Source organism: Streptomyces sp. NTH33 (genome assembly GCF_003236365.1).
In the GTDB taxonomy this organism is placed as follows: Bacteria; Actinomycetota; Actinomycetes; order Streptomycetales; family Streptomycetaceae; genus Streptomyces.
In genome coordinates this window covers 1-18,617 of sequence record NZ_POTZ01000097.1, presented here as the reverse complement: position 1 = coordinate 18,617, position 18,617 = coordinate 1, and the positions used below count along the sequence as shown (strand labels likewise).

Sequence of the window (18,617 nt, the reverse complement as noted above, 5' to 3'; positions counted from 1 at the left end):
CGGCCACAAGAGTACGGGGCCCCTCGGTGGCCGCTTGCGACCCTAGGCGTGCAGGCGGTCGCCGCAGTGGGGCCACGGGCCCGTGCCCCGGCGTACGTACAGCTTCTTGGCCCGGTGGGTCTGTTCCTCCGCCGACGCGTCCTGCGGGCGGCCCCTGCCGCCGAGGTCGTGCCAGGTCTGCGTGTCGAACTGGTAGAGGCCTCCGTACGTCCCCGAGGAGTCCACCGCGTCCGGCCGGCCGCCGGACTCGCACCGGGCCAGGGCCTCCCAGTTCAGGCCGTCGGCGCCCCGCACCGACGGCGGGTGGGCCCTGGTGCCGAACTTCACGATCCGGGTGCGCGGCTCGCGCACGACCTCGGACTCCAGGCGCCGCGGGCGCTGCCGCACGCCGTTGACCGTGCGCAGCAGGTACGTGACCCGGCGCACCCCCGGCTCCCCGGCCCGCTCGACGACCTCCGTCCCCGTGAACAGGGAGGGGTCGGCAGTGCGCCGTACGGCGAAGGGGATCGGCTCCTCGCGCATCTCCCGGCTCCCGGTGATCCGCAGCACGGTGACCGTCTGCCCGTCGCGCGGGAAGCTGTCCGGCGCCACGGACGTGGTGTCCTGGCCCCGCAGCGTGATCCCGGCCGCCTCCACCGCCTCCCGTACGGTCGCCGCGCTGGTGCGGACGGTGCGCGCCCGGCCGTCCGCCATCACGGTCACCGAGCGCTCGGTGCGCACGTCGAACGCGAGCCCGGCGCGTCCGATGGGCCGGGAGCGCGAGGTCGACAGGTACGCGCCCTCCGCGCGCACGCCGAGCTCGCTGAGCGCCCCCTCCACCGTGCGCGCCGTCGTCCACACCTCGTGCGCGTGCCCGTCGAGGGTGAGCCGGACCGGCCGCCCGTGGTGCACGGCGATCCCGTCGCCGTCGGTGAGCGCCGTGCCGGGGGCGGGCGCCACCACGTCGTGCGGTCCGACCCGTACGCCCTCGTCGGCCAGCAGTTCGGTCACGTCGTCGGCGAAGGTGTGCAGGGTGCGCCTGTGGCCGTCGACGTCGAGCTCGATCGTCTTGTCCTCGGCGACGAACGCCGTGGTCCCGCCCGCCAGGCACGCGACGATCAGCGCGCGCGGCAGCAGCCGGCGCACGCTCGCCTCCGGCCGCTCGGCGGGCCGCGCCCTGCGCCGCCGGCCGCCGCCCCCGCCCACCTGTCGGGGCAGCACCGGCTGGGTGGGTTCGTGGGCAGCGGGGCGGTGGGTGCCGGCGTACGGCGCCCCGTGGGCCCCGTACGGCAGCGTCGGCGCGGTGTGCACGTCATGGGGGGCACCGACGTGGGGGGCACCGACGCCCGCGTACGGCTCGTGGGTCTCGTACGGCGAGTTCTTCACGGCGCCAGAACCTAGCGGAGGGAGCACCACCCTCCCAAGCCGCCCGGCTACGGAACGTAATCGAATGCCCGTGCCGCATTCGCCGCCAGCGCCGTCGCCAGGGCGTCCTCGTCGATCCCCCGCACGGCGGCCATCGCGCGCACCGTGACCGGAACGAGGTACGGCGCGTTGGGCCGTCCGCGGTACGGCGCCGGGGTCAGGAAGGGCGCGTCGGTCTCCACGAGGACCAGGTCCAGCGGGGCGACGGCGAGGGCGTCCCGCAGGGGCCGGGCGTTCTTGAAGGTGACGTTGCCGGCGAAGGACATGTAGTAGCCGGCGCGGGCGCAGGTCCGCGCCATCTCCGCGTCGCCCGAGTAGCAGTGGAACACGGTCCGCTCCGGGGCGCCCTCCTCCTTGAGGACGCGCAGGACGTCGGCGTGGGCCTCGCGGTCGTGGATGACGAGGGCCTTGCCGTGCCGCTTGGCGATCTCGATGTGGGCGCGGAAGGACCGCTCCTGCGCCGCCTTGCCCTCGGGGCCGGTGCGGAAGTAGTCGAGTCCGGTCTCGCCGACGCCCTTGACCTGGGGAAGCGCGGCCAGCCGGTCGATCTCGGCCAGCGCCTCGTCCAGCGCCGCGTCCCCGCCGGGCTCGCGGGCGCCCTGCCTCGACCATCCGTCGGGGTCTCCGTGCACGATGCGCGGGGCCTCGTTCGGGTGCAGGGCGACCGTCGCGTGGACGCTCTCGTGCGCCGCGGCCGTCTCGGCGGCCCACCGCGAGCCCTTGAGGTCGCAGCCGACCTGGACGACCGTCGTCACCCCCACGGACGCGGCCTTGGCCAGGCCTTCCTCGACGGTGCCGGACTGCATGTCGAGGTGGGTGTGGGAGTCGGCGACCGGTATCCGGAGCGGTTCCGGGAGCGGGGGCGCCGCGTTCTTGTCGGCGTGGAAAGGCATGCCCCGATCCTACGGAAGGGGCAGGCCGTCGGCGTTCGTCATCCCGGGTGGCGGTGGAACGGGTGCAGCAGGTCGGACAGGTGCCAGTGGTGCTCGGGCCGTCCTGCCGGGGCCGGGGGCCGCGGGTGCAGCGGGCTCTGCGCGGACGACACCCGTCCGGCCCGCATGATCCTCACGACGTGACCGTCGCGGTTCCCGCAGTTCGGCCGGGGCAGCGGGGACGGCACGACGCGGCCGTCCGCCACGTACCGCACGAACGCGTTGCCGTCGCCGTCCGTGTGGTGCTCCATCCCGTACGAATGCTCCCACCCGTGTCCGCACCGCATGCGGGCGAAGGAGTAGGACTCGTGGACGACCGCGGTGGCCGTGCCGCGGCGGCCGGTCGGCCCTGTGATCCCGCTCACGCCGACTCCTCTCGTCCACTGGACAAGGGGACGGACATGTCCCGCCGTCCGGTGAACGCCGCCCCGGCACGCACGCTCACGGCCTGTGGAGTGTGGGAGGCGATGTGGACTCCGCTTGCCGAAGGCTCCCCGGGACGGCCGAAGCCGCTTTGCCTTCCAGCACGGCCCTTTGCCACCCCATGGGGCGCCCGCTCAGGCGGGACGCGTCCTGCTCGGAGTAGCCGCGGGCGCCCTCTCACGTCCCCGCGCGCTTGGCGGCGACCACCGCGTCGAACACCTCGCGCTTGGGCACCCCGGCCTCGGCCGCGACCGCCGCGATGGCCTCCTTGCGCCGCTCGCCGGCCTCCTCGCGCGCCCGCACCCGGCGCACCAGTTCCTCGGCGCCGATCTCCTCGGGCCCCTTCTCGGGCGCCCCCTCGACCACGACGGTGATCTCGCCGCGCACGCCCTCGGCGGCCCACGCGGCCAGTTCCCCGAGCCCGCCGCGCCGCACCTCCTCGTAGGTCTTGGTCAGCTCGCGGCACACGGCGGCCCGCCGCTCGGCGCCGAACACCTCGGCCATCGCGGCGAGCGTGTCGTCGAGCCGGTGCGGTGCCTCGAAGTAGACCAGCGTGCGCCGCTCGCCGGCGACCTCCCGCAGCCGGGTCAGCCGCTCGCCCGCCTTGCGCGGCAGGAACCCCTCGAAGCAGAACCGGTCGACGGGCAGCCCGGACAGCGCGAGCGCGGTGAGCACGGCGGACGGGCCCGGTATGGCCGTCACCCGGACGTCCCTCTCGACGGCCGCCGCGACCAGCCGGTAGCCGGGGTCGGACACGGACGGCATGCCCGCGTCCGTCACCAGCAGCACGCGCGCGCCGCCGAGCAGTTCCTCGACCAGCTCCGGCGTACGGGCGGCCTCGTTGCCCTCGAAGTACGACACGACGCGCCCCTTGGGGGTCACGCCGAGCGCCTGCGTGAGCCGGCGCAGCCGCCGGGTGTCCTCGGCGGCGACCACGTCCGCGCCGGCCAGCTCCTCGGCGAGCCGGGGCGGTGCGTCCTGGACGTCGCCGATGGGAGTGCCCGCCAAAACCAGGGTTCCAGTCACGCGTCCCATCCTCTCAAGCGCCCCGGGAGGCGGACGCATCCCGGCCCGGTACCGGCCGTGCGCGGGACTCACACGGAACGGTTCCCTACGATGGCGCGGTGACCAGTACCGCGTCCTCCACGGACACCCGGCAGGGCCTGGCCCCGGACGACCAGCGACCGTCGTGGCAGCAGCGGCTGCGCCGCTTCGGCCACTCGGCGGGGCCCTCGAGCGACGGCAGTGGTGTCATCGAACGTCTGGTGCCGCCGTACGCGCAGCCCAGCCCACGTCTGTGGGCCGCCCTCGGCCTTCCGCGCACGCTCGCCGACCGGTTCGCCCGCTGGTCGGGCTGGGGCGGCCCGCTGCTGGTCACGCTGCTGGCGGGCGTGCTGCGGTTCTGGAACCTGGGCAGCCCGAAGAAGGTGATATTCGACGAGACGTACTACGCCAAGGACGCGTGGGCGATCGTCCACCGCGGCTTCGAGGTCAACTGGGACAAGAACGCCAACGACCTGATCCTGAAGACCGGCGGCCACGTCCCCATCCCCACGGACGCGTCGTACGTCGTGCACCCGCCGGTCGGCAAGTACGTGATCGGCCTCGGGGAGCTGGTCTTCGGGTTCAACCCGTTCGGCTGGCGGTTCATGACGGCGCTGCTCGGCACGCTGTCCGTGCTGATGCTGTGCCGGATCGGCCGGCGGTTGTTCCGCTCCACCTTCCTGGGCTGCCTGGCGGGCGCGCTGATGGCGGTGGACGGCCTGCACTTCGTGATGAGCCGGACCGCGCTGCTCGACGGTGTGCTGATGTTCTTCGTGCTGGCCGCCTTCGGCTGTCTGCTGGTCGACCGCGACCGGGCCCGGGCGAAACTCGCCGCCGCGCTCCCGGCCGACGCCGACGGCCGGGTCCGCCCCGACGCGCACACGGCCCAGACGACCCGCCTCGGCCCGCGGCCCTGGCGGTGGGCGGCGGGCCTCATGCTGGGCCTGGCGTTCGGCACCAAGTGGAACGGTCTGTACGTCCTGGCCGCGTTCTGCGTGATGGCCGTGCTGTGGGACGTCGGCGCCCGCCGGGTGGCCGGCGCCCGGTACCCCTACGTGGCCGTGCTGAAGCGGGACCTGGGCCTGGCGTTCCTGTCCACGGTCCCGGTCGCGATCACCGTCTACGTGGTCTCCTGGACCGGCTGGATCCTCTCCCCCGCCGACGGCACCGGCGGCTACTTCCGCGACTGGGCGGCGAACGACGGCAAGGGCGGCCTCTTCGCCTTCCTGCCGGACTGGGTGCGCAGCCTGTGGCACTACGAGCACGAGGTCTACAAGTTCCACGTCGGCCTGTCCTCACCGCACACCTACCAGTCGAACCCGTGGAGCTGGATCGTCGACGGCCGCCCGGTGTCGTACTTCTACGAGTCCCCCTCCCCCGGCACGGACGGCTGCCCGGCGGACACGGTCGACAAGTGCGCCCGCGAGGTCCTCGCCATCGGCACGCCCATGCTGTGGTGGGCGGCCTGCGCGGCGCTGGTGTACGTGCTGTGGCGCTGGTTCTTCCGCCGCGACTGGCGCGCGGGCGCCATCGCCTGCGGCGTCGCGGCCGGCTATCTGCCCTGGTTCCTGTACCAGGAGCGCACGATCTTCTTCTTCTACGCCATCGTCTTCCTGCCGTTCCTGTGCCTCGCGGTCGCGATGCTGGTCGGCGCGATCGTCGGCCCGCCCGGCGCCACGGACACCCGCCGCGTCGCGGGCGCGACCGGCGCGGGGGTCGTGGTCCTGCTGATCGCCTGGAACTTCATCTACTTCTGGCCCATCTACACCGGCACGTCGATCCCGATCGACTCCTGGCGTTCACGGATGTGGCTGGATACGTGGGTTTGAGCCGGCCTGCTGATCTCTGTTCGGACAACATCCGGGAACAGCTCTCACGGTTTTCCCACCCGCCCCCTACAGTCGGTGGGTCTGCGAACGGGGAGGGAGCGCTTTCATGCGCAAGGGGGCCAAGGTCGCCGTCATAGGCGGGGTGCTCGCCGTGATGGTGGGCGGAGCAGGGTACGGGACGTACAACTTCGTGTCCGCGCTGAACGGGAAAACGGTTGTCGGCGGCGGTCCCGCGCCTGCGAGGACCGGGCCGCCGAGCCAGGGCGAGGTGAGGGAGGCCTCAACGAAGTTCTTCACGGCCTGGGAGGGGGACGAGGCGATGACGGCCGCGTTGTCCACGAACTTCCCCGAGGAGGCCGCACAGCTGCTCACCGCCTACAGGGACAACGCACACATCACCGACGTGAAGATCACGCCCGGGGCGGCCTCCGGCACCACCGTGCCCTTCTCGGTCAGGGCCACCGTGTCCTACGGCGGAAAGTCCAAGCCGCTCGCCTACCGCAGCAAGCTGACCGTCGTGCGCGGCGCCACCACGCACCGGCCGCTGGTCGACTGGGACCCGTCGGTGGTGCACCCCGAGCTCAAGAAGGGCGACACGCTCGTCACGGGTGAGTCGGCGGCGCCGCCGATCGAGGCCGTCGACCGCAACGGCACCGTGCTGACCAGGGACAAGTACCCGTCGCTCGGGCCGATCCTGGACGCGCTGCGGGAGAAGTACGGCGACAAGGCGGGCGGCACGCCCGGGATCGAGTTGAGTATCCGGCACGAGGACACGAACGCGGCCGAGACCCCGCTGATCACCCTCGCCAAGGGCCGGCCGGGCAAGCTGCCCACGACCATCAGCGCGAGCGCGCAGGCCGCGGCCGAGCGGGCCGTGCGGAGTTACACCGAGTCGTCCGTGGTCGCCGTGAAGCCGTCCACCGGCGAGGTGCTCGCGGTCGCCAACCACCGCGCCGACGGCTTCAACGCCGCCTTCCTCGGCCGGCTCGCGCCCGGCTCCACCATGAAGATCATCAGCGCGGCCGCGCTCATCGACAACGGGATCACGACGGCCGGCGGACCCGCGCCCTGCCCTCCGGACGCGATGTGGGAGGGCCAGACCTTCCGCAACCTCCAGAACATGCAGCCCAACGAGAACGCCACCCTCTCCGAGAGCTTCGCCCGCTCCTGCAACACAGCCTTCATCAAGTTCACGGACGACATCAGGGAGGACTCCCTGACCCGGGAGGCCGAGGACCGCTTCGGGCTCGGGCGGGACGACTGGAAGGTCGGCGTCCCGTCCTTCGACGGCTCGGTGCCCGCCGTCAGCGGCCCGGACAGGGCGGCCAACCTCATCGGACAGGGCCAGGTCCAGATGAGCCCGCTGAACATGGCGTCGGTGACGGCCACCGCGATGACCGGCACCTTCCGCCAGCCGGTCATCGTCCCGTCGTCGCTCGACGACCGCCCGCTGGCCCGGGCCCGGGGCCTGTCGGCGGGCACGGTCGCCCAGCTGCGGCAGATGATGAACCGCACCGCCCTCAGCGGCACCGCGGCCACCGCGATGTCGGGCCTGGGCGGCAGCATCGGCGCGAAGACCGGCTCCGCGGAGGTGGACGGCCAGGCCAGGTCCAACAGCTGGTTCACCGGTTACCGGGACGACATGGCGGCCGCCGCCGTGACCCAGGAGGGCGGCCACGGCGGCGACGCGGCGGGCCCGATCGTCGCGGCGGTCCTGCGCACGGGCGGCTGACCGGCGCCCGGGGGAAAGCCCTGGCATCGCCCGGCGGACCGGGTGTCGGCGACAGGGCCTAGGGTGGTGGCCGACGCCGAGGAGCGTGTGGCGGGTGAGGGCTGTGGGGGCGCCCCGGGGAATCGCGGAGGACTGAACGCAGTGGGCAAGAGAAGACGCGTCGCCGAGCGGCGGAAGACGTCTCCCGCCGTGATCGGCGGGGTGATCGCCGTGGTCGCCGTCGGCGCGGGCGTCGGCGGCTACGCGCTGTTCGGCGGCGACGCCAAGGCCGAGGGCCGGACGCGGACCACGGCGGACGGCCACCGCCAGGCGGTGAAGACCGGCCCGCTGTCGGCGACCGAGGTGCAGACCACGGCCGTACGGTTCCTGACCGCCTGGCAGCAGGGCAAGCCCGCCGAGGCGGCGGCCGCGACCAGCGACTCCGCGGCGGCCACCGCCCTGCTGACCGGCTACGCCAAGGACGCGCACCTGAAGGACGTCACGCTCACCGCGGGCACCCGCAGCGGCGACAAGGTGCCGTTCTCCGTGAAGGCGACGGTGGCGTACGAGGGGCAGACCAAGCCGCTGGCGTACGACAGCGCGCTGACCGTCGTCCGGCGTGCCGCGGACGGCGAGCCGGTCGTCGACTGGCACGCCGCCGTCGTCCACCCCGAACTGAAGGACGGCGACACCCTGGTCACCGGCGAGTCCGGCACCCCGCCGGTCAGGGCCCTGGACCGGAACGGCGCCGAGATGACCACCGCCACGTACCCGTCGCTGGGTCCGGTCCTGGACGGGCTGCGCGAGAAGTACGGCGCGACGGCGGGCGGCAGGGCGGGCGTGGAACTGCGCGTCGTCCGCGGCGAGGAGTCGAAGAAGGCGAAGCTGTCCGACAAGACGCTCCTGGAGCTGAACAAGGGCACGCCGGGCACGGTGAAGACGACGCTGAGCCCGTCCCTGCAGGCGGCGGCCGAGAAGGAGGTGGCCCGTAAGGACCGTTCCTCGGTGGTCGTGATGCGCCCCTCGACCGGTGAGATCCTCGCCGTGGCGAACAGCAACCGCAACTTCAACACGGCCTTCCAGGGCTCCCTCGCCCCCGGCTCCACGATGAAGGTCGTCACCGCGTCACTGCTCGTCGAGAAGGGCCTGGCCTCCGCCGACAAGCCGCACCCGTGCCCGAAGACGTTCACCTACGGCGGCTGGAAGTTCCACAACTACAAGAAGTCCGAGATCAAGAACGGCACGTTCAGGGCGAGCTTCGCCAGTTCCTGCAACACGGCCTTCATCAGCCAGGCGGGGAAGCTGAAGGACTCCGACCTGACCCAGCAGTCCCAGCAGGTCTTCGGCCTGGGGCTGGGCGACTGGGCGGTCGGGGTGCCGACCTTCGACGGCGCGGTCCCGGTGCAGTCGGCGGCCCCGATGGCCGCCTCGCTCATCGGCCAGGGCGGGGTCCGGATGAACCCGCTGAACATGGCGTCGGTGGCCGCGACGGTCAAGGCGGGCGCCTTCCACCAGCCGTATCTGGTCTCGCCGTCCGTCGACAACCGCAAGCTCGCCACGGCGTCCCGCACGATGTCCGCGTCCACGCTGTCCCAGGTGCGCGACCTGATGCGGTACACGGCCGCGTACGGCACCGCCGCCGAGGCCATGGCCGGCCTCGGCCCGGACTACGGGGCGAAGACGGGCTCCGCCGAGGTCGACAACCAGAAGAAGCCCAACGGCTGGTTCATCGCCTACCGCGGCGACCTCGCCGCCGCGGGCGTGGTCCAGGCGGCCGGCACCGGCGGCTCGACGGCCGGCCCGATCGTGGCGGCGCTGCTGAAGGCGGGCGGCTGAGCACGCCCCGGCCTCACGGGCGGGACGCCGGACCTCACGGGCGGGACGCCGGACCTCACGGGCGGGCGACGGCCGCCGCCGTCGCCGCCTCCGCCCGGTAGGTCCGCCTCAGGAACCTGATCAGCGCCCTGCTCTCGAACTGCACCACCGAGGCCCCGTGCGCGGAGTGCAGCTCGACCACGGCCTGCACCCGCCCGCACGGCCACACCCGCACGTCACCGGTGCCGGCCGGGGCGCGCAGGCCCTGCTCGAGAAGCGACCGGGAGAAGGCCCACTCACGCGCGCCGGGCAGGCCGAGCCGCACCTCGCGCGGGTCCACCAGAGGGTCGTAGCGCAGGACGACCGGGACGGCCACGTCCTCCTGGCCGTCCTGGATGTCGTCCGTGAGTATGTGGGCGCGTGCGTACTGTTCGACTACCGGCATCGGACGACCCCTTACGCGGTGTTGCCTGGGCTGAATCTGCGCTTTCTCTGCACTTACCCGTTTCTCAATAACGCATATTTCCTGAAATCCGCTTCTTGAACCTCGGGTCCGGCATCGACGCGCGAACACCCCCGCACCACCGTCGCTCTTGCAATTGGTTCGCAACAAGCCACATCATCGAACGGTGCATGTGCCTGACGGATTCATCAACGCGCCCACCTCCGCCGTCACCGGAGTCGTCGCCGCCGGCGCCATCGCCGTGAGCCTGCGCGGTGCGCGCCGGGAACTCGACGAGCGGACGGCGCCGCTGGCCGGTCTCGTGGCGGCTTTCATCTTCGCCGTACAGATGCTCAACTTTCCCGTCGCGGCCGGAACCAGCGGCCACCTTCTCGGCGGGGCGCTGGCCGCGATACTCGTGGGCCCCTACACGGGGGTCCTGTGCGTCTCGGTCGTCCTGCTCATGCAGGGCATCCTCTTCGCCGACGGCGGGCTGACCGCGCTCGGCGTCAACATCACCGACATGGCGATCGTCACCACGGTCGTCGCCTACGCCGTCTTCCGCGCCCTGGTGAAGCTGCTCCCGCGCGGCCGCCGCACGGTCACCGTCGCCTCCTTCGTCGCCGCCCTCGTCTCCGTCCCGGCCGCCGCCGTCGTCTTCACGCTGCTCTACGCGGTCGGCGGCACCACCGACGTCGCGATCGGCAAGGTCGCCACCGCCATGATCGGTGTGCACGTCCTCATCGGCCTCGGCGAGGCCGTGATCACCGCGCTGACCGTCGGCTCCGTCATCGCCGTACGCCCGGACCTGGTGTACGGCGCGCGCGACCTGCGGCAGCGTCTGAAGCTGCGGGTGAACGGCGAGCTCGTCGACGCCCCGGCCGCCTCGGAACCGGAGCCCGCCCCCGTCGCCGCAAGTTCCCAGCGCAAGCTGTGGGTCACCGGCCTGGTCACCTCTCTGGTGCTCGCCGGTTTCGTCAGCTTCTACGCCTCCGCCAGCCCCGACGGCCTGGAGAAGGTCGCCCACGACCACGGCATCGACAAGACGGAGAAGGAGCACACGTACGCCGACTCCCCGCTCGCCGACTACGGCGTGAAGGACGTCTCGGACGCCCGGCTGTCCGGCGGGCTCGCGGGCGTGATCGGCGTCGGGGCGACCGTCGTGGCGGGCAGCGGTGTCTTCTGGGTGGTCCGCAGGCGCCGTACGGCCGCGGAGACCGCCGGGGCCGCCAGGTCCTCCGGGTCCTCCGGGGCCTCCGAGTCCGCCCCGTCGTCCCGGGCCGTCTGATATGGGAGCGGGCCACGCACACCGGCTGTACCGGCACGGGCACTCCCCCGTGCACGCCCTGCCGCCGCACACCAAGCTCGCCGCGGCCTTCGCCTTCGTCGTGGTCGTGGTGTCGACCCCGCGGGAGGCGATGTGGGCGTTCGCCCTGTACGCCGTCCTGCTCGCCCTCGTCGCGTCCGTGGCCCGCGTGCCCGCCGGCTTCCTGCTCAAGCGGCTGCTGATCGAGGTGCCGTTCGTCGCGTTCGCGGTGCTGATGCCGTTCGTGGCGGAGGGCGAGCGGGTGGACGTCCTCGGACTGTCGCTGAGCGTGCACGGCCTGTGGGGCGCCTGGAACGTGCTCGCCAAGGGCACCCTGGGCGTGGCCGCCTCGGTCCTGCTCGCCGCCACCACCGAGCTGCGGGAGCTGCTGCTGGGTCTGCAGCGCCTGAAACTCCCCCCGCTGCTGGTGCAGATCGCCTCCTTCATGATCCGCTACGGCGACGTCATCACCGACGAGATGCGGCGGATGCGGATCGCCCGGGAGTCGCGCGGCTTCGAGGCGCGCGGGATCCGGCACTGGGGCGTGCTCGCCAAGTCCGCGGGCGCGCTGTTCATCCGCTCCTACGAGCGCGGAGAGCGGGTCCACCTGGCCATGGTGAGCCGGGGGTACGCCGGTTCCATGCCGGTCATCGACGAGGTGACCGCGTCCCGGGCGCAGTGGTCGTACGCCCTGACCCTCCCCTGCACCGCGCTCGTGGTGTGTCTGCTGGGATGGACGCTATGACAGTTTCCCCGGCTTCCCCGGCTTCTCCGGCTCCCCCGGCTTCCCTGGAGGTCTCCGGCCTCGCCTTCGCCTACCCCGACGGCCACCAGGCCCTGTTCGGCGTGGACTTCAGCATCGGACGCGGGGAGCGGGTGGCGCTGCTCGGCCCGAACGGCGCCGGGAAGACCACCCTCGTGCTGCATCTGAACGGCATCCTGAACGGCGGGACCGGCACGGTGACGGTGGCCGGGCTGCCGGTCGGGAAGAAGCACCTGGCCGAGATCCGGCAGAAGGTCGGCATCGTCTTCCAGGACCCGGACGACCAGTTGTTCATGCCGACCGTGCGGGAGGACGTGGCGTTCGGGCCGGCGGCGGCCGGGCTGAAGGGCCCGGAGCTGGAGCAGCGGGTGCGCACCGCCCTGGACCGGGTCGGCATGCGGGAGTTCGCCGACCGCCCGCCGCACCACCTCTCCTTCGGCCAGCGCCGCCGGGTCGCCGTGGCGACCGTCCTCGCCATGGAGCCGGAGATCCTGGTCCTGGACGAGCCCTCGTCCAACCTCGACCCGGCCTCGCGCCGCGAACTGGCCGACATCCTGCGCTCGTTGGACGTGACGGTGCTCATGGTCACCCACGACCTGCCCTACGCCCTGGAGCTGTGCCCGCGCTCGCTGATCCTGAGCGACGGGGTGATCGCGGCGGACGGTCCGACCGGCGAGCTGCTCGCCGACGACGCGCTGATGCGCGCCCACCGCCTGGAGCTGCCCTTCGGCTTCGATCCGCGGTCCGTGACAATGGACGCGTGACGCGTCAAGACGACGAACGGCCCGCCGGGTCGCTGCTGCTGGACGACCAGCTGTGCTTCGCGCTGTACGCCGCCCAGCGCGCGGTGACGGCCGCGTACCGGCCGCTCCTCGACGAGCTGGGTCTCACCTACCCCCAGTACCTGGTGCTGCTGGTGCTGTGGGAGCGGGGCGAGACCACGGTGAAGGAGCTGGCCGCGGCGCTGCGCCTGGACTACGGCACGGTCTCGCCGCTGCTGAAGCGGCTGGAGGCGGCGGGGCTGGTGCGCAGGGAGCGCTCGGCGCACGACGAGCGCTCGGTGCTCGTCACGGTCACCGGGCGCGGCGAGGAGCTCCGGGAGCGCGCGGCGCGCGTGCCCGGCGCGCTGCTGACGACGACGGGGGTCGGCCCGGCGGAGGTCGTACGGCTGCGTGAGGAGCTGTGGCGGCTGACGGAGCGCGCCGAGGCGGCCGCGCGGCGCCGCTGACCCGGCCGGGCCGGCCGGAACCCGGGACGGGCCCGGCCGGCATCCGTCGGACGTGGGCTCCCCGCGAACGGAACGCGAGGAACGCGGACGGAACGCGACGGAGCGCGGCCGGAACCCGTGCCGTCCTAGATGTGGATGGGCTGGGACGTGCGGCCCGATGCCTCGTCGATCTCGGTGTGTGCCTTGGTCAGGAGCTGCATGGCGAGCTCGTTCAGCGCCCTCGCCCCGGCGATCTCCTCGCCGACCCGGGGCTGATTGGAGTCGGTGTGGTGCCTGCTGGCCCGCCCATGCGCCCGGACCTCGCTGCCGTCGGGCAGACGGACCAACGCCGCCGCCCTGGTGTGTTGTTCGTCCTCCTTGAACTCCAGCTCGATGTGCCATCCCACAGCGGTCTTCATCATGGCGATCACCTCCGGAACACCTGCTTCCAGAGTGCCCCTCACCCGGTCCTCACGCACCCAAGAACCGGCCCTAACCGGCGCGCAGCATCAGCCCGATCCCGGCGACCAGCAGCCCCGCGGCGGCGATGCGCGGCGCCCCGAAGCGCTCCTTGAAGAACACCGCGCCGATCGCGGCACCGACGATGATCGACGATTCCCGCAGCGCGGCGACCGGTGCGAGTTCCGCCCTGGTCTGCGCCCACAGCACCAGCGCGTACGCCGTCACGGACAGCGCCGCCCCGAGCAGCCCGAGCCCGGCGTACGGCCGGAGCGCGGTCGCCGTACGCCCGCGCCAGTACCACACGGCGTACGCCGGGATCACGGCGCCCTGGATCGCCATCAGCCAGGCGATGTACCCGAGGGACGACCCCGAGGCGCGCACCCCGAGCCCGTCGACGACCGTGTACGCCGCGATGGACAGCCCCGTGGCCAGCGCGGCGCCGATCGCCGCCCAGTCCGGCCGGTGCCCGCGCAGCCCCCACAGGGCCACACCGGTCAGACCGGCGCAGGACAGGGCGATGCCCGCGGCCGCCCAGCCGTCGGGCACCTCGTGCGCGAAGACGGCCGCGAGCACGGTGACGACCAGCGGTGCGGTGCCGCGTGCGATCGGATAGGCCTGCCCGAAGTCGCCGAGCCGGAAGGACTTCATCAGCAGGGCGTAGTACAGGATGTGGATGACCGCCGAGGCGAACAGGTACGGCCACGCGGCGCGTGCCGGGAGCGGGACGAAAGGCGCCACGGCCAGACCGATCAGCAGACCCCCGCCCGCGATCAGCGTGAACCCGACCAGTTTGTCGGTGATCCGGTGGGCGATCGCGTTCCAGCCGGCGTGCGTGACCGCCGCGAGCAGCACGGCCGCGGTGACGGCCGGCGTCACGTGGTGTGCTCGCGCACGTCCACGAGGGTGCCGCCGGCCTGGGCGACCAGCTCCCCGAGCCCCAGCTCGCGCAGGGCCTCGGCGAAACGGGGATGGGCTGCGGACTCGGGTGGCGTCGTCATGGAGGGCAGGCTAGCTGCTGCGTACAGACGTCGTGCGCGGATTTCCCCGTCATGGGCTTTCCCCGGCATGGACGAGGCCGGTGGGGGTGCGCCGTCCCCACGGCACCCCCACCGGCCGGTCTCTCAGCCGAGTCGTGGGCTCACGCCCGTACCAGCTCCCGGTCGGCGTGCTCCGGCCGCTGCTCGGTGCGCAGGCCCTCGCCCTCCACGTCCACGTTGGGCAGGGCGCGGTCCAGCCACCTCGGCAGCCACCAGGCCCTGCGGCCCAGCAGGGCCAGGACCGCCGGCACGATCGCCATGCGCACGATGAACGCGTCGAAGAGCACCGCGACCGCCAGGCCGAAGCCGATCATCTTGACCATCGACTCGCTGGAGCCGATGAACCCGGAGAAGACGGCGATCATGATGACCGCGGCGGCCGTCACCACCCGGGCGCCGTGCCGGAAGCCGGTCACCACGGCCTGGCTGGGCTTCTCCCCGTGGACGTAGGCCTCGCGCATCCGGGTCACGAGGAACACCTCGTAGTCCATGGCGAGACCGAAGACGACGCCCACCATGAAGATCGGCATCATCGACATGACCGGGCCGGTCTGCTCCACGCCCATCAGGCCGGACAGCCAGCCCCACTGGAAGACCGCGACGACCGCGCCGAGCGCCGCCAGCACCGACAGCAGGAAGCCGAGCGCCGCCTTGAGCGGGACGAGGACCGAGCGGAAGACCACGATCAGCAGCAGGAAGGCGAGGCCGACCACCAGGGCCAGATACGGCAGCAGCGCGTCGTTCAGCTTCTGCGAGACGTCGATGTTCACCGCCGTGGAGCCGGTGACCAGGACCTTCGCGTCCGTCCTGGCCTCGATGTCCGCGCCCGCGCCGCGGATGGCGTGCACCAGGTCCTCGGTGGCGGTCGAGGACGGCTTGGACCGGGGCACGACGGTGACGATCGCGGTGTCGCCGGCCTTGTTGGGCTGCGCCGGAGTCACCGTCACGACGCCCTTCAGCCCCTTGATCTCGTCGGTGACCTTGGTGAAGGACGCCTGCGCGTCGGCGCTGCCCTTGGCGTCGACCACGACCATCAGCGGGCCGTTGAAGCCGGGGCCGAAGCCCTCGGAGAGCAGGTCGTAGGCGCGGCGCTGGGTGGTGGAGACGGGCTGGGAGCCGTCGTCGGGCAGGCCCAGTTCGAGGGAGGCGGCGGGCACCGCGGCGGCGCCCAGGCCGATCACGCCGAGCAGCAGCACGGCGACGGGGCGGCGGACGACGAAGCTCGCCCAGCGCGTGCCCATGTTCGGCCGGTCCGGCTTCTGCGGGTCGCGCCGGCGGCCGAGCAGCCCGCTCTTCTCGCCGGCCGGCTTGACCTTGCGGCCCGCGTAGCCCAGCAGTGCCGGGATCATCGTGAGTGCGATGAGGACGGCGACGGCGACCGTGCCGGCCGCGGCGACGCCCATCTTCGTCAGCATCGGGATGTTGACCACGGACAGGCCGACCAGGGCGATCACGACGGTGAGGCCGGCGAAGACCACCGCGGAGCCCGCCGTGCCGACGGCCCGCCCGGCCGCCTCCTCGTGCTCACGGCCCTCGGCGAGCTCCCCGCGGTAGCGGGAGACGATGAACAGCGCGTAGTCGATGCCGACCGCGAGACCGATCATCGTGGCCAGGATGGAGGTGGTGGAGCCCAGGTCGAGGGTGACGGCGAGCGCGGTGATCGTCGAGACGCCGATGCCGACGCCGATGAGCGCGGTCAGCAGCGGCAGTCCGGCCGCGAGCAGCGAGCCGAGGGTGATGACGAGGACGACGGCCGCGATCCCGATGCCGATGACCTCCGCCGCGCCGGTCTGGGGCACGGCGTGGAGGGCGTCGCCGCCGACCTCCACGGTCAGCCCGGCGTCCCGCGCGTGCTGCGCGGCCGCCTGCAGGGCGGTGCGGGAGGAGTCCTCCAACTCCATTCCGGGGACCTTGTAGTTCACCGACGCGTACGCGATCGTGCCGTCCCGGCTGACGGCTCCGGTGGTGTAGGGGTCGGTGACGGCGGCGACCTCGGATCCGCCGGACAGCTCCTTGACGGTCTTCTGCACGGTCGCCTTGTTGCCGGCGTCCGTCATCTTCCCGCCGCCCGGCGCCTTGAACACCACGCGCGCGGTCGCCCCGTCGGCGCTCGCGCCGGGGAAGCGCTGCTCCAGCAGGTCGAAGGCCCGCTGCGCCTCGGTGCCGGGGATGGAGAAGGACGCGTTGCCCGCAGGGGGCGCGGAGGCGGCGCCGACGCCGGCGAGGGTGAGCAGTGCCACCCAGATCAGGGCGACGAAGTGCCGTCGCCGGAAGGCGAGGCGGCCGAGTCTGTAGAGGAACGTGGCCACGTTGGCGTACTCCCGGTCAGGTCGTGGGGTGTGTTCTGGGCAGGGGGCATCGGCCCGACGACGTGAGCGGTTCGGCGTCAGGTTGCTACGGGATGGGGACCTGCTGGATCAGGTGGTGGGCACGCCGAGGGCGGGGAGGACCACGGCGTCGATGTACGAGGTGAGGAAGGTCTGTGTCGGCGGCTGCTCGTCGAGCAGCGTCCGGGTGGCGAGCCCGCCGACCATCATGTGCAGCAGGAACTCCAGTGCCGGGCAGTCCGGCCGGATCTCGCCCCGGTCGACGGCCCGCTGCAGCATCCGCCGGAACTCGGCCATCTCCGGTTCCACCAGCTGTTCCCGGAGCGCATGGCGCAGGTCCGGGTTGTGGTGGATCGCCATGGCCACGCCCCGCAGCAGCGCGGAGTTGCGCTCCACGGTGCAGTCGTCCTCCTGCGCCACGAGGGCGTGCAGGTCGCCGCGGAGCGTGCCGGTGTCGATCTCCTCGGTCCGGGCCCGCTTGTCGTGCCGGATGGCCTTCACCACCAGCTCGGCCTTGCCGCCCCACTGGCGGTAGAGGGTGGCCTTGCTGGAGCGGGTGCGGGCGGCGACGGCGTCCATGGTGAGGGCGTCGTAGCCGACCTCGCGGAGCAGGTCGAGCACGGCCTCGTACAGCTCGGCCTCGCGCTCGGGCGTGAGACGGCTGCGACGCGGGGATGCGACCTCAGCCACTTTCTTCCGCCTTCCCTCTCCGAACGGCGCGGTTTCGTACGTCACGAATGTAGCGCAGCGGCCGAACGAAACGAAACGGTTTCGTACGTGGGCTGGGTCACGGTTGTTGAGTCTCCATAAGTTGCTGCGGGCCATACCCGGGCAAAGCATGGGAAGGTGAGCTATCTGCGCCTGCCGCACCTCAGCGGCGACCTGCTGTGCTTCGTGGCCGAGGACGACCTCTGGCTGGCGCCCCTCGACGGAGCGGACCGTGCCTGGCGGCTCACCGTGGACCGCACCAAGGTCGGCCATCCCCGCTTCTCGCCCGACGGGCGGCACATCGCGTACACGAGCTGGCGGAGTCTGGTGCCCGAGATCCACCTGGTCCCGGTGGACGGCGGACCGGGCCGGCAGCTGACGTACTGGGGCAGCACCGACACCCGCGTGTGCGGGTGGGCGCCGCCCGACGAACACGGCCACCTCGACATCCTCGCCGTCACCTCCCACGGCGAGCCCTTCTCCTACTTCACCTCGGCCTACAAGGTCGGCCCCGACGGCTCCCCCGGCCGCAAGTTGCCCTGGGGACCGGTGACCGACCTGCAGGTCGCCGACGTGGCAGGCGGGCACAGGACCCTGCTGCTGACCGGCACGCCGCCGCACGAACCGGCCTCCTGGAAGCGCTACCGGGGCGGTGCCACGGGCCGGCTGTGGCTGCACGGGCAACGGCTGCTCGCCGGCCTCGGCGGGCATCTGGCCTGTCCGATGTTCGTCGGCGGCCGGATCGCCTTCCTCTCCGACCACGAGGGCGTGGGCAACCTCTACTCGTGCGCCCACGACGGCTCCGATCTGCGCCGGCACACCGACCACGACGCCTTCTACGCCCGGCACGCCGCGAGCGACGGCACGCGGGTGGTGTACCAGTGCGCGGGTGACCTGTGGATCGTGGACGACCTGTCCCCGGACTCGGTCCCGCGCAGGCTCGGGGTACGGCTGAGCGGGACGCAGGCGGGCCGGCGCCGCTACCACGTGCCGGCCGCGCAGCACATCGACGGCATCTCCGTCGACGAGACGGGCCGGGCCAGCGCGGTCGTCGTACGGGGCTCGCTGCACTGGCTGACCCACCGCGACGGCCCCGCGCGCACCCTCATCGACACGCCGGGCGTACGGATCCGGCTGCCGGAGATGCTCGGCGAGACCGGCCAGGTCGCCTACGTCACCGACGCCGAGGGCGAGGACGCCGTCGAGA

At 72.6% G+C, this 18,617-nt stretch carries 17 protein-coding genes and 1 pseudogene; 8 read left to right on the top strand and 10 right to left on the bottom strand.

The window, feature by feature from the left end:
* Positions 1-42 precede the first annotated feature (42 nt).
* From C1I97_RS12725 to rsmI, 4 genes are all read right to left on the bottom strand, one after another.
* Entirely contained in the window at positions 43-1,365 is a 1,323-nt protein-coding gene (locus C1I97_RS12725) for a resuscitation-promoting factor (RefSeq protein WP_111003327.1), read from the bottom strand.
* 47 nt (positions 1,366-1,412) lie between these two features.
* Positions 1,413-2,297, bottom strand: coding sequence for a TatD family hydrolase (locus C1I97_RS12720; RefSeq protein WP_111003326.1), 885 nt, complete (start codon positions 2,295-2,297; stop codon positions 1,413-1,415).
* Positions 2,298-2,335: 38 nt separating this feature from the next.
* The gene (locus tag C1I97_RS12715) at positions 2,336-2,701 is read right to left on the bottom strand and encodes a hypothetical protein (RefSeq protein WP_111003325.1); all 366 of its coding nucleotides are present in this window, start codon (positions 2,699-2,701) and stop codon (positions 2,336-2,338) included.
* Between the two features lie 235 nt (positions 2,702-2,936).
* A complete protein-coding gene (gene rsmI, locus C1I97_RS12710; RefSeq protein WP_111003324.1) occupies positions 2,937-3,785 on the bottom strand; it encodes a 16S rRNA (cytidine(1402)-2'-O)-methyltransferase in 849 nt (282 codons plus the stop codon).
* 98 nt (positions 3,786-3,883) lie between these two features.
* Here rsmI and C1I97_RS12705 point away from each other — a divergent pair, with 98 nt between their 5' ends.
* The 3 genes from C1I97_RS12705 to C1I97_RS12695 all read left to right on the top strand — a co-directional run bounded on the left by C1I97_RS12705 (position 3,884) and on the right by C1I97_RS12695 (position 9,179).
* Complete coding sequence (locus tag C1I97_RS12705; RefSeq protein WP_111003323.1) at positions 3,884-5,632, top strand: dolichyl-phosphate-mannose--protein mannosyltransferase; 1,749 nt, start codon at positions 3,884-3,886, stop codon at positions 5,630-5,632.
* A 106-nt stretch (positions 5,633-5,738) separates the two neighbouring features.
* Positions 5,739-7,364 carry a penicillin-binding transpeptidase domain-containing protein gene (locus C1I97_RS12700; protein WP_111003322.1) on the top strand — a complete coding sequence of 542 codons (1,626 nt, stop codon included), beginning with the start codon at positions 5,739-5,741 and terminating at the stop codon, positions 7,362-7,364.
* A gap of 141 nt (positions 7,365-7,505) precedes the next feature.
* Positions 7,506-9,179, top strand: a complete 1,674-nt coding sequence (locus C1I97_RS12695) for a penicillin-binding transpeptidase domain-containing protein (RefSeq protein WP_111003321.1) — start codon at positions 7,506-7,508, stop codon at positions 9,177-9,179.
* Positions 9,180-9,234: 55 nt separating this feature from the next.
* Here C1I97_RS12695 and C1I97_RS12690 read toward each other — a convergent pair whose 3' ends face one another.
* The gene (locus tag C1I97_RS12690) at positions 9,235-9,603 is read right to left on the bottom strand and encodes an SsgA family sporulation/cell division regulator (protein WP_111003320.1); all 369 of its coding nucleotides are present in this window, start codon (positions 9,601-9,603) and stop codon (positions 9,235-9,237) included.
* A gap of 184 nt (positions 9,604-9,787) precedes the next feature.
* Here C1I97_RS12690 and C1I97_RS12685 point away from each other — a divergent pair, with 184 nt between their 5' ends.
* From C1I97_RS12685 to C1I97_RS12670, 4 genes are read left to right on the top strand one after another with little or no spacing between them, the layout of a single operon-like run.
* On the top strand, positions 9,788-10,888 hold the full coding sequence (locus C1I97_RS12685) for an energy-coupling factor ABC transporter permease (protein WP_111003319.1): 1,101 nt from the start codon (positions 9,788-9,790) through the stop codon (positions 10,886-10,888).
* 1 nt (position 10,889) lies between these two features.
* Positions 10,890-11,651 carry a cobalt ECF transporter T component CbiQ gene (gene cbiQ, locus C1I97_RS12680; RefSeq protein WP_111003318.1) on the top strand — a complete coding sequence of 254 codons (762 nt, stop codon included), beginning with the start codon at positions 10,890-10,892 and terminating at the stop codon, positions 11,649-11,651.
* A complete protein-coding gene (locus C1I97_RS12675; RefSeq protein ID WP_181446698.1) occupies positions 11,639-12,433 on the top strand; it encodes an energy-coupling factor ABC transporter ATP-binding protein in 795 nt (264 codons plus the stop codon). The genes cbiQ and C1I97_RS12675 overlap by 13 nt, the downstream gene beginning before the upstream one ends.
* On the top strand, positions 12,430-12,897 hold the full coding sequence (locus C1I97_RS12670; RefSeq protein WP_111003316.1) for a MarR family winged helix-turn-helix transcriptional regulator: 468 nt from the start codon (positions 12,430-12,432) through the stop codon (positions 12,895-12,897). The genes C1I97_RS12675 and C1I97_RS12670 overlap by 4 nt, the downstream gene beginning before the upstream one ends.
* A 125-nt stretch (positions 12,898-13,022) precedes the next feature.
* Here the strand turns inward: C1I97_RS12670 and C1I97_RS12665 are convergent, their stop codons facing one another.
* The 5 genes from C1I97_RS12665 to C1I97_RS12645 form a co-directional block, all read right to left on the bottom strand.
* The gene (locus C1I97_RS12665; protein ID WP_111003328.1) at positions 13,023-13,298 is read right to left on the bottom strand and encodes a DUF1876 domain-containing protein; all 276 of its coding nucleotides are present in this window, start codon (positions 13,296-13,298) and stop codon (positions 13,023-13,025) included.
* A 70-nt stretch (positions 13,299-13,368) separates the two neighbouring features.
* Positions 13,369-14,214 carry an EamA family transporter gene (locus tag C1I97_RS12660; protein WP_111003315.1) on the bottom strand — a complete coding sequence of 282 codons (846 nt, stop codon included), beginning with the start codon at positions 14,212-14,214 and terminating at the stop codon, positions 13,369-13,371.
* Entirely contained in the window at positions 14,211-14,336 is a 126-nt protein-coding gene (locus C1I97_RS41385; RefSeq protein WP_258382538.1) for a hypothetical protein, read from the bottom strand. Before C1I97_RS41385 ends, C1I97_RS12660 begins: the two co-directional genes overlap by 4 nt.
* 140 nt (positions 14,337-14,476) lie before the next feature.
* Positions 14,477-16,684 (bottom strand): MMPL family transporter, encoded by a 2,208-nt coding sequence (locus tag C1I97_RS12650; RefSeq protein WP_111003314.1) that lies wholly within the window; start codon positions 16,682-16,684, stop codon positions 14,477-14,479.
* Between the two features lie 108 nt (positions 16,685-16,792).
* The gene (locus C1I97_RS12645; RefSeq protein ID WP_111003313.1) at positions 16,793-17,392 is read right to left on the bottom strand and encodes a TetR/AcrR family transcriptional regulator; all 600 of its coding nucleotides are present in this window, start codon (positions 17,390-17,392) and stop codon (positions 16,793-16,795) included.
* 156 nt (positions 17,393-17,548) lie between these two features.
* On the opposite strand from C1I97_RS12645, the pseudogene C1I97_RS12640 reads away from it, so the two are divergent.
* Positions 17,549-18,617 (top strand): annotated as a pseudogene (locus C1I97_RS12640) (PD40 domain-containing protein); the annotation flags it as partial.

Coding starts and splice junctions, on each gene's coding strand:
- C1I97_RS12720 (WP_111003326.1), bottom strand. CDS start 2,297: ATGCCTTTCCACGCCGACAAGAACGCGGCGCCCCCGCTCCCGGAACCG.
- C1I97_RS12700 (WP_111003322.1), top strand. CDS start 5,739: ATGCGCAAGGGGGCCAAGGTCGCCGTCATAGGCGGGGTGCTCGCCGTG.
- C1I97_RS12690 (WP_111003320.1), bottom strand. CDS start 9,603: ATGCCGGTAGTCGAACAGTACGCACGCGCCCACATACTCACGGACGAC.
- cbiQ (WP_111003318.1), top strand. CDS start 10,890: ATGGGAGCGGGCCACGCACACCGGCTGTACCGGCACGGGCACTCCCCC.
- C1I97_RS12675 (WP_181446698.1), top strand. CDS start 11,639: ATGGACGCTATGACAGTTTCCCCGGCTTCCCCGGCTTCTCCGGCTCCC.
- C1I97_RS12665 (WP_111003328.1), bottom strand. CDS start 13,298: ATGATGAAGACCGCTGTGGGATGGCACATCGAGCTGGAGTTCAAGGAG.
- C1I97_RS41385 (WP_258382538.1), bottom strand. CDS start 14,336: ATGACGACGCCACCCGAGTCCGCAGCCCATCCCCGTTTCGCCGAGGCC.